Genomic DNA, 13,371 nt, shown 5'->3' on the forward strand with positions numbered 1-13,371 from the left:
GGGTAGCAGAAATTTTGAGAAGAGAATCGGATGCTTGTCGCACAAGTTTTACAATCAAGACTTCTGATCTGTTGAGGCGTGAAATTGTTGGCATGTTTTCTAGATTTATAGATATTTTTACACAAGAGGATTTAGAAAAATTCAAACAAATACCAGAAGTAATTCGCGAATCAAAAAGAGAGAAAAATGCTACCTTTGTAGAGAAATGTTAAAAAACCCTATTCCTCTAACTTTATTCAGACATCCCTCACAGTAAAAAAGATGTATAAATACAGCAAGTTATAGGATAAGAAAAAGAATCTGGTGGGCGTGACAGGGATTGAACCTGTGACCCCTACGATGTCAACGTAGTGCTCTCCCGCTGAGCTACACGCCCATTCATTGATGTTGCATACACCATATAGAATGATAAACGTCAATGCCTAATTTCGTTTTCTCTTTCAAGAGATGCAAATAACTTAAAAAAATACTTTTTAAGCAGCGATAAGGATCTTTTCAACCTCATTGACGAGTTCACGTAAGTGAAATGGCTTAGAGAGAACCTTTGCATCAGGAGGGGCATCACTATTTGAATTGAGTGCTACCGCTGCAAAACCTGTAATGAACATTACTCGTAAATCAGGGTCAATCTCAGTAGCACGTCGTGCGAGTTCGATTCCATCCATCTCTGGCATCACAATATCAGTCAAGAGAAGGGAAAATGGCTCTTCTTGTAAACGTTCATACGCGCTAATACCATTATCGAAATCGGCGACTTCGTAGCCTGCACGTTCTAAGGCTTTTACGAGAAAGCGACGCATATCGTTATCATCTTCTGCGAGCAGGATTCGTTTCATGATTATGTTCCAATGGCTCCATTTGTCAGAGTTTTGCCGCATCAATTATACAATATAGAGTATTTATAAAAAAGACGGTAAAATGCTCATAATTGAAATGAATGGCAAAATGGTTAATTCTTACATTCTTATTCAGAATACAGCATATTCGTTGTGAGTTGGTTAAATTCAAAATATATGTGATTTTGAAAAAAGAAGAGGTTCTCTAAAACTTTTAAGATGATTCATTGCTATCTTTTCTTTTAAATTCGCTGATTATTATCAGAATTTCATTAAAAAACTTATGAAAACCGTTACTGTAGGGACTTGCTATATAGAGAAATTAGAAGAATATTATGTTAATTTATTGTTTTTTAAAAATTCTCTTAAGAAATAGAAATTTCATAGTTATTTGTTTTTATAGAGATTTGTAATAAATATTATAAGTGCGCTTTATTTTCAGTTTTTTCCTTAAATAGATGAAAACTATTATTTTTCTAGATATAATATTAAATTAACACTTAATAATAGATCAAAAATAGTATTTTGATGTTTTATTTATAAATATGTATCATGTTATATTAATGTAGATTTATTATCTTCATTTTATTAATTATACAAAATATTTTTTTATTAAGTTATTTTTTATGATGTAAAATAATTTTGTTTAATGTAACGATATACTTTGTATATTAGTTTTTTATTAGAATGCGTGGTAAATATTTAGGTCATGGCTTGCCTGTAGAGGCTAGAAAACGAATCATATGAGTGGTTGGAAAGTAAAATCCATTATATTAAAAAGTGTTTGTAGATCCAACGCTCGTAGAAATTTTCTTTTTTATGGGGTGGAGCGGAAATTAAGATTTAGTGTTATTTTACAAATACATTATCGGGAATAAATGCATCAAATGCAGCCCAAAATTGCTTTTTATAATTTTCGTTAACCATAATTGTATCCAGTTTAGCGCCTGTAATAGTAATACTTTCTGTCAGGCGTGTGTGTTGGCATAATTGCCGCACTTCAATGTTGTTTGCAATATTGTTTTGATTGGCTAGAATAAAGAGTGTTGGAATTCGTAAATCTCCGTGGAGTACATTTCTCTTCATAGAATCGATCGCATTAAATACCGATGCCATCCATTGGGATGTTGGGGGCTTAATGGAATGGAACGGCACTTTATGCATGTGTTCCGATTTTATATTGTTTTGTTTTTTTTTGTTTAATTTTTTCCCATCTTTCGCTGGTATAAAGCCAAGACCTATATCAGAAAGAAATTGTGTTAATTTATGTTGAAAACCATTCGTTTTATTACCGAATGGAGCAAAAAGGGGAGAAACACAGAGCAATTTATTAAACTGATAATTAATGAGATCTAATCCGCTAAGTGCTATCAATCCACCTATACCATAGGCGAGCATAGAGTAAGGAGGCGGACAATTAGGATAAACAATATTTTTAAGAAATTTATATAAGTCATTAATATCATTATTTATATCAAAACAATGATGTCGGCTTTGTTTTCTTATCTTGAAGGATTTTTTTTCTTGATCAAACCAGTCAAATATTGCTGTATGAAAACCGCGTTTAGAAATTTCATTTATTAATAAAAAATATTTTTCTAAAGTACTTGCGTAGCTTTTGAGAATAACAATTGTTCCCTTAGATTTTTCCACCTCAGGATATGTTATCGCAAAACGAATTTCGTGATCTATTGCTATTTTAAGAGTACCATGATGGATATTAGGAGGAGTGGAAGCCCAGTCTATGGGATAAATAGGTGTTTCCAATTGAAATCCTTTACAGTGTATTTGCCGCTTAGTGCAACGTGAGATAATGAGAGGACTTTGACATTTATGTAATGAAGAAAAAGGATTTAAAAAGGGGTATATTGCTTTTTAGATAGTTTTTATCAATTTAGGTTCCAAAGAGTTGAAATAAAGAAAAACAATTACCAGATAATATAGTGTGGTTGCCATGATGGGGCCGCAGGTTCACAAGTAAGTTTGCCATTTGGGAACTTTGTGAATTAATTATAAATTATAGTCGCTCTAGAGGAGGGCAATATTATGCGTCAAGTAGATTTTTCACCATTTTATCGTTCCACAGTAGGTTTTGATCATCTTTTTAACTGGTTTGATTCTAGAAGACAACCAGATGAAGTTTCTTCTTATCCCCCTTATAATATCGAGCGTTTAACTGAAGATTCTTATAGAATTTCTATGGCTGTTGCTGGTTTTTCTCAAGATGAAATTGATATTGAAACGCATTGTAACCAGCTGATCGTTAAGGGAAACAGAAAGTCTGAAAATGATGATGAAGAGCGAGAATTCCTTTATCGAGGCATTGCTTCGCGTGCTTTTGAACGGCGTTTTCATTTGGCTGATCATGTTAAGGTTATTGGAGCAGAACTTGGAGATGGGCTTCTTCATATTCAGCTTAAAAGGGAAATGCCAGCTGAATTAAAACCCAAAAAGATAACCGTACAGATGTCACCATCCATTACAAAAAATGATAATAGCGACATTGTCGTGTAGGAAAATTTAGAAAATATAAGACCGAATAATTATAAATTTTTCTGAAGAATAAAAAACGCGAGGCAAAAGGTCTCGCGTTTCGTGTGTGTGTTTTCCTAAGAACGAAGCTTATTTTAATAAAACAGCTTATTTCGAGTTTGTGATAAAATGTTATTGCACATTATTTTACGTTGAAGAAAAAATTCATGTATGTGCTAATTGAAATGCATAATAATTCACTTTTTAAGTAAGCTTATTTTTTATTTTATAGCATTTGAAAAATGGTCGGAGCGGCGGGATTTGAACCCACGACCCCTTGACCCCCAGTCAAGTGCGCTACCAAGCTGCGCTACGCTCCGAGTTTGTGTAAAACGATTAAATGACTGTTTCTTTAAAGGCAAGAGAAAAAATAAACAGAATAAAATCTAAAATGCTCTTGCACTTAGAGCTTTTGAAAGTAAAAAATTTTGGACATCAATATCTTGTTATCAATTCAAGATACGTAACAAATCTGTAAAATTCTTTGTAATCATTTTGTGAAGGGGTAAGATTGGTGGATTTAGGGGTATGAATTGGAGAAGGAGGGGAGAAAATGAGTACGGGGGGTATATTTTTTCCTTATCTAATCGTTACTTTTCTAAAAAGATAAAGATTTTTAAAAGGAGAGGAGTGAATGTATGGTATTGAAACGTTTTCCTTTGTTTAGAGTTTTTATAGACGAAGTATTTTGTGTTTTATGTGGACAAAAAATTGTAAGTTCTGGATTGTATAATCATAAATCTCATTTTATGGGTACGCATTTTTATCCAAATAAACAAGGTCAGAATACTTTAATTTAGGTTTTGTTGTTTTTTTTCTAAAATACTAGATACAATATTATAGAGGAAAAACTTTCAAAGTGTTTATTGAACTAAGAAAAGAGTAAACCATGAGCCGTTTTTCGGTAATAAATTTGACGGAAGCAGCAGTGGATCGTGTTAAAGCGATTATGGATGCAAAAGATGCACAGGGTATTCTTGTTGGTATCAAAAAAGGTGGTTGTGCAGGGATGGAGTATACAATTACTCTTGTCAAAGAAAAGGGGATAGATGCGGATGTTGTTGAAGTGAATGGTGCCCGTGTTTTCGTAGCACATGATGCGGTATTATTTTTATTAGGGGCGCAGATGGATTATGAAGTGACAACGCTTCGTTCTGGTTTTGTCTTTAAAAATCCTAATCAAGTTTCAGCATGTGGGTGTGGCGAATCGGTGGAACTTCGTCCTGCTACGCAGGATCAATATAAAACAAATTGAGCTGAGCTGAATTATAATTCAGTAATTTTAGAGGGACTTGTTCTTTGAGGTAGAAAAAATCTAATATTTTTATTGTTCATTTTTAGCTTGTTTCCAAAGTGCTTCCATTTCATTCAAGGATGCGTCAGTGAGTGTTTTAGATTGAGTGGATAGCTTTTCTTCAATATAGGCAAAACGGTTTCGAAATTTTATATTCGTTTTTTTTAATGCTTTTTGTGGATCAATCGCTAAGTGGCGTGCGAGATTAAGGAGAATAAAGTAGAGATCTCCAAACTCTGCTTCTATCTCTGAATTTTGTTTATTTTTGATGGCTTCTTTGAGCTCTTCGAGTTCTTCTTCTATTTTTTCAAAAACTTTATCACTTTTTTTCCAATCAAAACCTACTTTAGCTGCTGCTTCTTGTAAAGCAAGTGCCTCTTGGTTTGCTGGCTGGATTTGTTTTACTTGTGCGAGTATGCTTGTGGAGGAATTGTTGTTTTTTTCTTCGCGCAATTTTTTTTGTTCAACCTGTTCTCTTTTTTTTATATATTCCCACTCTTCTTTTATAAATCCTCGTTTTTTTTGCTCGGCATTTCCAAAAACGTGAGGATGGCGTCGAATCATTTTTGCCGTGATTGCATAAACAACATCTTCAAAAGTAAAGCTGCCTTCTTCTTGTGCAATGGTAGCATGATAGATAACTTGTACAAGAAGATCTCCAAGTTCTTCACAGAGATCCTTTCGGTTTTTTCGTTCAATGGCATCGATTACTTCGTAAACTTCTTCGAGCATATAGGGTATGAGGGATTCAAAAGTTTGTTTTTTATGCCAGATACAACCGCTATCAGAATTTCGTAATGCAGTGATAATTGCAATGAGATCTTTGATGTCTTTTGAAGCTAACATTTGCACTTCCTTTGTAAGCAATAGAGCCTTATGTTAGGTGTCCCAACGTCTATGTAACCACATCCATTGTCCAGGATATTCACGGACCCAAGATTCAACAATATCATTTAATTTTTGCGTAGAAGCAGCTATATCGATATCATTTTTTTCATCACGTGGAAGTTCTATATGTTCATATAACTCTAAACGATGACGTCCATTAGGCAAACGAATACAACGTGCTGGATAAATATCACAGTCATATTGTCGAGCGAGTTTTATAATTAAGGGATTTGTTTTAAGAGGTCTGTTAAAAAATGTTCCCATGATACCGCGGCGAAATTTTTGATCAACGAGCATACCAACATTTTCACCTTTTTCTAATTTGGCTGCTAATGCCCATGCTGCACCGGCCTTGGAGGGAATAAGATGCCCCATAGAAGTTTGTCGTGCTTTAAGGACTCGTTTGGCAACATAGGGATTATTGGGTGGTCTAAATAATACTGTAACATTAAGATCAAAACTTTGTGCACAAATAGGCAGAAGTTCAAAATTTCCAGTATGTGCGGTGAAAAAAATATGTGGTTTTTTTTCATTTTTTAATCGCTCAAATATTTCAACGCCTTTAACCTCAATGAAACCTGGCTCGTCTGCATGAGGATCAAAATCAAAAATTTTATCAAGAAAAATATATTCGGCTAGGAAACGTCCTATATTTTCCCACATTTCTATTGCAATTGCATGGAGTTCTTGCTCTGTTTTTTCTGGATATGCACCTCTAAGATTTTTAAGTGTGATTTGATGACGATGTAAAAGGGGACCAATTTTTTTTACCAACCAAGAAAAAAAAGAGACTCCCATTTTGGCAGGAAAGCATTTTAGAATAAATAAAGAACCAAAGAGCAGATATGCCCATAACAAGTAGGATATTTTTTTAGCTATAATTTTAATAAGATATATGAGATTTTTAAGAGAAAGCTTCATCATGATTTAATCGATTTTAAGGATAATTTTACCAAAAACATCACGGCTCTCCATTCGTTTTAAAGCTGTATCAATTTCATCAAGCTCAACAATTGTATCAATGACAGGGTGTACAGTTTTTTCTGCCATTTTTTGCATGGCATTTTTCATATTTTCCATACGGCAGCCAAATGAACCGAATATCTTAAGTTGTTGTTGGAATAATTGCATGAGATTTATTGGTGCTGAAACACCAGAGGTAGAGCCGCAAGTCACTAAGCGTGCTCCTTTTTTCATACATAACAAAGAACCGTTCCATGTATCTACACCAACATGCTCAAAAACAACGTCAACACCTTTTTTTTGGGTTAATTTACGCACCACACCTTCAAAACGATCTTTACGATAATTAATCACATGATCTGCTCCAAGAGAGTGTGCTTTTGCAATTTTTTCATCTGAACCTACAGTTGTGATAACTGTACAGCCCATGTGTTTTGCAAGTTGAATGGCTGCAGAGCCAATACCTGAACCACCAGCCTGTATCAGGATTGTTTCTCCTGCTTGTAGTTTTGCGTTATCGAAAAGCATATGTTCTACGGTACCAAAAGTAATTGGAGCAACCGCTGCCTGCAATTCATCACATTGGGGAGGTGATGGAACTAATAAACGTGCTGGCAAATTGACAAGCTCACACGCAAATCCATCAAGGTGAAAACCGTAGACTCCCTTTACATGACTGCAAAGATTATCTCGTCCTTCATGACAAGCTTGGCATACTCCGCAGGTTTGTGCACCATAAATTGAGACAATCTGTCCAAGTTGGAGATGTTCAACGCCATCTCCTATTTGTATAACTTCACCAGAGGCTTCTGCACCAATGATGAGGGGCATTTTTCTTTTCGCAAAAGCCATGCCACGCCATCCCCATACATCAATATGATTAAGAGCAACGGCTTTTATCCGCACAGTTACTTCACCTAGACTAGGTGAAGATGGCGGGGAAATATTAGTGATTTCAAGCCGACGATCATCGAAGAGTTGCAGTGCACGCATTACCATTCCCTTTAAATATGTTATTAGGTTAGCGTTGTAAAATTTTATTATTAAAGGATTATCCTTTATATGCAGTGATGACAAGACTCATATTTTGACCACCAAATCCAAATGAGTTGGACAAAACTGCATTGACACAGGCTTTACGGCTATGATGAGGAACAACATCTAAAGGGATATCAGGGTCAGGATTATCATAATTTATTGTAGGTGGAAGTATCCCCGATTGAATGGTTAAAAGCGAAAAAACCGCTTCTATTGCACCAGCAGCAGTTAATGTATGCCCAATCATTGATTTATTAGAAGAGACTGGAATATGCTCTAAAAGATCACCGAATACTGTTGATAATGCAAGATATTCCATTTTCTCATTTTCAGGTGTGGAAGTTCCATGTGCATTAATATAATCAATTTCATTGATGGTTATTTTTGCATCATCTAAAGCTTTGCGGATGGATTCAATTGCTGGTGATGCATCGGGTTTTGAACGAGTACGGTGAAAATCATCGGCTGTTTCTCCACAGCCAGCTAAAATTCCTAAAACTGTAGCATTACGGTTTAATGCGCTTTGAAGAGATTCAAGAACAAAAGCACCTGAGCCTTCTGCCATAACAAATCCATCCCGATCACGGCTAAAGGGTTTTGCTGCTTTTTCAGCAGGCTCATTTTGGGTTGAAAGAGCAGATAGTAACGAAAAACGGATGAGAGATTCAGCTGAAACTGATCCATCTGTCGCAATTATGAGAGCTCGATTTGTCTCTCCCCGTCTAATAGATTCAACTCCTAATTGAATTGCTGTTGCACCAGATGCACAAGCAGTGGAAAGTGTAACAGGAAGTCCTTTTGTGCCAAATGTTTTTTGAAGTTTTTCTGCAATTGCACCAAATTGTGTGGCTTCAAAAAGCGTTTCATGGAGTTTATTCTTACAGACTTTAAGAAGGTGTGCATAAGAAGGTTCACCATTGAATTCGTCCTCTTGATCAAGACTAAAACGTGCGGTCCATTCAAGTTCAACAGGAGGAGCAGCTAGAAAGAGTGGTCCATTAAAATTTTTTTTATCAACAGCAGCTTGTTCCAAAGCTTCTTCAGCGGAAAGATGTGCAAGCTTCTCAGAAAGAGCTGAAGCACCAAGTGTACTTTCTTTGAGAAAATCAATTGTTCCAGCAATATATGTATTTAATCCCTCAACGGGAAAACGTGTTATTTTGTGGATACCGCTTACACCGCTTGTTAATTTTTGCCAATTTTCATGTTTTCCTTGTCCCAGTGATGTGACGATGCCTGCCCCAGTTATTGCTACAAGTGGACGTCCAAAATGATCATGATATTTCACTATAGAAATTCCCTTCAAACAGCTGTAAGACGCACAATACCTTCAGCTCTTTTTATACCAATAGTTGTAACAAATATTTCACGTACTTCTTTAGAAAAAGGTTTTTCATGAGGACTTAACGCTGGAAAACTGTGTTTTTTTTCAATTGAAAGTGCTGCAAGAGCTAGAGCTAGAGGAAATTGTGCTTCCCGCATATAACCAAATAATGTTGTAATGCCACGGTAAGATAGATCAGCATTATCAAGAGCATTTTGTTCTGCTTTTGTTGCTTCGTGAGCTCCTGAGGCTGCTGAAATGGCTAGGGCAGATTTAGCGCCCGCAGTTTTTAACATTGTTGCAATTGATTCTCTAAGTGGAATTTTGGTTCTATCTGTTTGGTTTGTAATAATTTGGCTAATTTCAGCATAAGCACGTGCGTTGCGCTTTTTTGCATGTTCTCCACTTTCAAGAACTAGGAAGATACCACCAGAACCGGCTATGATACCGCCGCCGGGGTGGATTTTACGATCCCACACTGGGCTCCATCCATTATGGGTTAAAAGACCACCAAGTTCATGCGCCAACAACATATCATAACTTTGTGCATTATAGGAACCTCCTACAAGAGCATGGGTACTTTGACCTGATTTAATGCGAGCTACAGCAATTTGAAGAGCAGAAAGCCCACTGCCTTCTTCTCCCATAAATGTACGAGACGATCCAGTGACTTTATGAACAATTGAAATGTTTCCTGCCAAAAGGTTTGAAAGTTGTGCCAAAAATAATGTTGGACGAAGTTCGGTTGAAAGAGCAACATTTAACATAGAGGCATGATCGGCAACTGCGCGCGCTTTAGAAAGAATCTGTGTATCAACAGTAATATCACGCTCTCCTCCACTTGCTGCTACAATCATGTCCATTGTTGAAGTGAGGTGTTCATCATTTTTCATGCCAGCATCATCAAGAGCAAGACCAGCCGCATAGGTACCAAGACGCTGCCATGTTCCCATTTGCCGTTGATCACTTTTTTTAGGAATTTGTAAACTCCAATCAATTTCGGGCAATTTATGAACCGTGTAGGGTGAAAAAGTTGTACAATCTAGGTTTGGTGTACGGATTGGATCATTTAAGAGATTCCAATGTTGATCAACTCCTTCCCCCAGAGAGCTTATGAGGCCTATACCAGTGATGAATACAGATTGATCATGCATGGTGAAAAAATTACTCCGCCTGTTTTAAGGCAACGAGATCATCAATTTTTGCACAAAGGTTTTTAAGAACAAAGTATTCTTCTGTTGCAACAGTACCTTCGTTGACTTCTTGTGTCCATTGTTCTAGAGGGACTTTTATTCCGAAAGCTTTATCAATAGCGAAAACAATATCAAGAAAATCAAGACTGTCGATTCCTAGATCGTCAATTGTATGACTTTCTGGTGTAATTGTATCGCGATCAATTTCACTGATTTCTGCAATGATATCAGCAACTTTATCAAACGTGGAAGGCAATGTACGGATTCCTTATTATAGAGTTAGTAAATTCAAAATACATTTAATATCGTTCTTCTAGCCTTTTTTCTCTTAAAAAAAAAGACTTAATCCAGAATATAGCTATCTTTCTCTATAGAGAAAAGAGGTTTACAGTACATGAAACGCTATATCTCAATATTTAAAAAACTTTGAAATTTTATTGCGCATTTATTTTACGAGACTATTTTTTCTATTGGCTGCAAGGACAGCAAGGGCTGTTATATTAACAACTCCCCGTGAAGTTACTGAGGGCGTTAAGATATGGGCGGGACGTGCTGCCCCGATTAGAATAGGACCAACATGGAGTGCATTTGTGAGGCTTTTAACAGTGTTGAGCGTGATATTGGCTGCATCAAGTGTTGGAAAGACAAGCAAATTAGCTTCACTTTTAAGACGAGAATCAGGAAAAACACGATCACGAAAAACTTTGGAAAGGGCAGAATCACCATGCATTTCACCGTCTGCTTCTAAATCAGGGTGTAATTTGGCAAGAATTTCTGTTGCACGTCGCATTTTACGCGCACTTTCTGTGTTTTTAGAACCAAAGTTTGAGTGTGATAATAAGGCTGCTTTTGGTGTTATTCCAAATGCTTCAACTTCTTGAGCTGCCAATACAGTCATTTCAGCGATTTCTTCTGCAGAAGGATTTTCGTTGACGTAAGTATCTGTGAGGAAAAGAGTACGTTGTTGAGAGATAAGCAAACTCATAGCAGAAAAACGATGAACATTAGGATCAAGACCGATAATTTGTTCAATCAATTCAAGTTGACGTTCAAAACGTCCTTCTAAGCCGCAAATCATTGCATCTGCTTCTTCACGCATGACGGCAAGGGCAGCAATAGCCGTTGTTGATGTTCTTACTACTGTTTTTGCCATTTCAGGCGTAACACCACGCCTTCCTGTATAATGAAAAAATAAATTAACATAATCACGAAAACGTGGATCATCTTCAGGGTTGGTTAATTCAAAATCTATACCAGGACGAATTCTTAAACCAAAGCGTTTTAATCTCGCTTCTACGACATGTGGACGGCCGATAAGGAGAGGCGTTGCGGTTTGTTCTTCAATGACAACTTGTGCTGCACGAAGGACGCGTTCATCTTCACCATTAGCATAGATGACGCGTTTACGTTTTGCTGTTTTTGCTGCAGCAAAAACAGGTTTCATTGTTAAACCAGAAAGAAAGACAAATCGATTGAGGATATCATAGTAGGCTTCCATATCTTCAATGGGACGAATGGCAACACCAGTTGCCATTGCTGCTTTAGCAACAGCGGGAGCAATACGCAGTATTAAACGCGGATCAAAAGGAGAGGGGATCAGATAGTCTGGTCCAAAATTGGGTGGTTCTTTTGAGTATGCACGTGCTACAACATCTGAAGTTTCTTCACGTGCAAGGGCAGCAATCGCATGAACAGCGGCCATTTTCATTTCTTCATTAATTGCACAAGCACCTACGTCTAATGCACCACGGAAGATATAGGGAAAACAAAGGACATTATTAACTTGATTGGGATAATCAGAGCGTCCTGTACAGATCATTGCATCTGGTCGTATAGAGCGTGCTTCTTCAGGCATAATTTCTGGTACTGGATTAGCCAGCGCTAAAATGAGTGGATTTTGAGCCATTCTTTTAAGATATTCAGGCTTTAAAACACCACCCGCAGATAGGCCTAGAAAAATATCCGCATCATCAATAATATCAGATAAAGTTCGTGCGTCCGTTTTTTGTGCGTAATTGATTTTCCAACGATCCATAAGGGTCTTGCGACCTTCATAAACAACCCCCTCTAAGTCACTAAGCCAAATATTTTCAACTTTCGCCCCAAGACGAACCAAAAGATTAAGACAAGCTAGGGCAGCAGCACCTGCACCTGAGGTAACTATTTTTGCATTTTCAATTTTTTTTCCTGAAAGAGTTAAGGCATTTAATACAGCTGCAGAAACAATAATGGCAGTTCCATGTTGGTCATCATGAAAAACTGGAATATTCATTTTAGCACGAAGCTTTTCTTCGATATCAAAACATTCAGGAGCCTTAATGTCTTCAAGATTAATACCACCGAATGTAGGTTCTAAGGTTGATATCGTTTGTACCATTTGTTCTATATCGGATGCATCAATTTCAATATCAAAAACATCAATATTCGCAAATTTTTTAAATAAAACGGCTTTGCCTTCCATAACTGGCTTTGAAGCGAGTGGACCAATGTTTCCTAAACCAAGAACAGCAGTTCCATTGGATATAACAGCGACTAAATTAGCACGGGAGGTATATTGAGCAGCAAGATTGGGATCTTCATGAATCGCAAGACATGGTGCTGCAACGCCTGGAGAATAAGCAAGAGCTAAATCACGTTGATTATCAAGAGGTTTTGTTGCTTGTATTTCCAATTTTCCAGGTTTTGGGTGTTGGTGATAAAAAAGTGCGGCACTGTCAAGTTCAGCTTTTGGTGAACTGAAATCACTATTTCGTTCTCTAGACATTTTTATGATATCCAAGTTAGCGTATGTGTATATGAGATGTTCCATCTACGATAAGGTTTTGTCCACTAATAGATCCTCATTTCTCTGAATATCAAAATGCATGAGCATGAGCAAATTCTTCTGGATCGTAAAACCAGTTTGATGATTCTTTTTGTTTGTGTGCATGAATAATTTCATTGATAGCAGCACATTTGTTTTTCTTTCCTTAATAAAACTCGTAAAAGTTGATTATTTTACAAAAAAATAAAATATTTTCTAACGATTACATTATCAAGCCATTATTTTTTTGCAATGTTTACAAAATAAGGAAAGAACAGAAGAACGGTTCCTATCAATTTCATCCATTTTTTATAAAATATATATTTTATTTAAATTTTTATACGGAGGTAGAAGAAATTTTAAATAACAATTTGTAATTTATAAATTGTTTATTCCGCTATTTTAAAGGAAACTGGAAAGTTGAGAATGAAAGTTATGTTGTTCAATTGGATTCTTAATAGTGAAAGCTGTATCTTTTATATACTGATAATTATGTGTTT

Annotated in this window: 11 protein-coding genes, 2 tRNA genes and 1 pseudogene; 3 read left to right on the forward strand and 11 right to left on the reverse strand. The window is 36.4% G+C overall.

The features are described from left to right. Positions 1 to 212 (forward strand): annotated as a pseudogene (locus tag ACFIJ9_RS05165) (XRE family transcriptional regulator); the annotation flags it as partial. An 89-nt stretch (positions 213 to 301) separates the two neighbouring features. On the opposite strand, the gene ACFIJ9_RS05170 reads toward ACFIJ9_RS05165, so the two are convergent. From ACFIJ9_RS05170 to ACFIJ9_RS05180, 3 genes are all read right to left on the reverse strand, one after another. Then, positions 302 to 376 (reverse strand) — tRNA-Val (locus tag ACFIJ9_RS05170). A 97-nt stretch (positions 377 to 473) separates the two neighbouring features. Beyond that, the gene (gene cpdR, locus ACFIJ9_RS05175) at positions 474 to 836 is read right to left on the reverse strand and encodes a cell cycle two-component system response regulator CpdR (protein WP_005773448.1); all 363 of its coding nucleotides are present in this window, start codon (positions 834 to 836) and stop codon (positions 474 to 476) included. Between the two features lie 849 nt (positions 837 to 1,685). Then, positions 1,686 to 2,603 (reverse strand): alpha/beta hydrolase, encoded by a 918-nt coding sequence (locus ACFIJ9_RS05180; protein WP_375636041.1) that lies wholly within the window; start codon positions 2,601 to 2,603, stop codon positions 1,686 to 1,688. Positions 2,604 to 2,882: 279 nt separating this feature from the next. Here ACFIJ9_RS05180 and ACFIJ9_RS05185 point away from each other — a divergent pair, with 279 nt between their 5' ends. Next, the gene (locus tag ACFIJ9_RS05185; protein WP_273788169.1) at positions 2,883 to 3,350 is read left to right on the forward strand and encodes an Hsp20 family protein; all 468 of its coding nucleotides are present in this window, start codon (positions 2,883 to 2,885) and stop codon (positions 3,348 to 3,350) included. A 261-nt stretch (positions 3,351 to 3,611) separates the two neighbouring features. On the opposite strand, the gene ACFIJ9_RS05190 is transcribed toward ACFIJ9_RS05185, so the two are convergent. Next, a tRNA-Pro gene (locus ACFIJ9_RS05190) sits at positions 3,612 to 3,688 on the reverse strand. Between the two features lie 569 nt (positions 3,689 to 4,257). Between ACFIJ9_RS05190 and ACFIJ9_RS05195 the strand changes: the two genes are divergently transcribed. Continuing rightward, on the forward strand, positions 4,258 to 4,623 hold the full coding sequence (locus ACFIJ9_RS05195; protein ID WP_375636042.1) for an iron-sulfur cluster assembly accessory protein: 366 nt from the start codon (positions 4,258 to 4,260) through the stop codon (positions 4,621 to 4,623). Positions 4,624 to 4,692: 69 nt separating this feature from the next. On the opposite strand, the gene mazG is transcribed toward ACFIJ9_RS05195, so the two are convergent. The 7 genes from mazG to ACFIJ9_RS05230 all read right to left on the reverse strand — a co-directional run bounded on the left by mazG (position 4,693) and on the right by ACFIJ9_RS05230 (position 12,832). Further along, positions 4,693 to 5,508 carry a nucleoside triphosphate pyrophosphohydrolase gene (gene mazG / locus ACFIJ9_RS05200; protein WP_375636043.1) on the reverse strand — a complete coding sequence of 272 codons (816 nt, stop codon included), beginning with the start codon at positions 5,506 to 5,508 and terminating at the stop codon, positions 4,693 to 4,695. Between the two features lie 33 nt (positions 5,509 to 5,541). Further along, the gene (locus ACFIJ9_RS05205; RefSeq protein WP_375636125.1) at positions 5,542 to 6,471 is read right to left on the reverse strand and encodes a lipid A biosynthesis lauroyl acyltransferase; all 930 of its coding nucleotides are present in this window, start codon (positions 6,469 to 6,471) and stop codon (positions 5,542 to 5,544) included. Positions 6,472 to 6,477: 6 nt separating this feature from the next. Beyond that, entirely contained in the window at positions 6,478 to 7,506 is a 1,029-nt protein-coding gene (locus tag ACFIJ9_RS05210) for a zinc-binding dehydrogenase (protein WP_375636044.1), read from the reverse strand. A gap of 58 nt (positions 7,507 to 7,564) precedes the next feature. Next, positions 7,565 to 8,839 carry a beta-ketoacyl-ACP synthase gene (locus ACFIJ9_RS05215; protein ID WP_375636045.1) on the reverse strand — a complete coding sequence of 425 codons (1,275 nt, stop codon included), beginning with the start codon at positions 8,837 to 8,839 and terminating at the stop codon, positions 7,565 to 7,567. A gap of 14 nt (positions 8,840 to 8,853) precedes the next feature. Further along, positions 8,854 to 10,029, reverse strand: coding sequence for a beta-ketoacyl-ACP synthase (locus tag ACFIJ9_RS05220; protein ID WP_375636046.1), 1,176 nt, complete (start codon positions 10,027 to 10,029; stop codon positions 8,854 to 8,856). Between the two features lie 10 nt (positions 10,030 to 10,039). Continuing rightward, positions 10,040 to 10,324: an acyl carrier protein gene (locus ACFIJ9_RS05225; RefSeq protein WP_015856464.1), complete on the reverse strand. Its 285-nt coding sequence runs from the start codon at positions 10,322 to 10,324 to the stop codon at positions 10,040 to 10,042. 189 nt (positions 10,325 to 10,513) lie between these two features. Next, a complete protein-coding gene (locus ACFIJ9_RS05230) occupies positions 10,514 to 12,832 on the reverse strand; it encodes an NADP-dependent malic enzyme (protein ID WP_375636047.1) in 2,319 nt (772 codons plus the stop codon). Positions 12,833 to 13,371 lie beyond the last annotated feature (539 nt).

Source organism: Bartonella sp. MR90HLJMH, from assembly GCF_042194115.1.
GTDB lineage: Bacteria > Pseudomonadota > Alphaproteobacteria > Rhizobiales > Rhizobiaceae > Bartonella > Bartonella grahamii.

Bases quoted from the DNA above. Each gene is read 5' to 3' on its own strand.
- cpdR (WP_005773448.1), bottom strand. From the start codon at position 836: ATGAAACGAATCCTGCTCGCAGAAGATGATAACGATATGCGTCGCTTT.
- ACFIJ9_RS05195 (WP_375636042.1), top strand. From the start codon at position 4,258: ATGAGCCGTTTTTCGGTAATAAATTTGACGGAAGCAGCAGTGGATCGT.
- ACFIJ9_RS05210 (WP_375636044.1), bottom strand. From the start codon at position 7,506: ATGCGTGCACTGCAACTCTTCGATGATCGTCGGCTTGAAATCACTAAT.
- mazG (WP_375636043.1), bottom strand. From the start codon at position 5,508: ATGTTAGCTTCAAAAGACATCAAAGATCTCATTGCAATTATCACTGCA.
- ACFIJ9_RS05185 (WP_273788169.1), top strand. From the start codon at position 2,883: ATGCGTCAAGTAGATTTTTCACCATTTTATCGTTCCACAGTAGGTTTT.
- ACFIJ9_RS05230 (WP_375636047.1), bottom strand. From the start codon at position 12,832: ATGTCTAGAGAACGAAATAGTGATTTCAGTTCACCAAAAGCTGAACTT.
- ACFIJ9_RS05220 (WP_375636046.1), bottom strand. From the start codon at position 10,029: ATGCATGATCAATCTGTATTCATCACTGGTATAGGCCTCATAAGCTCT.
- ACFIJ9_RS05205 (WP_375636125.1), bottom strand. From the start codon at position 6,471: ATGAAGCTTTCTCTTAAAAATCTCATATATCTTATTAAAATTATAGCT.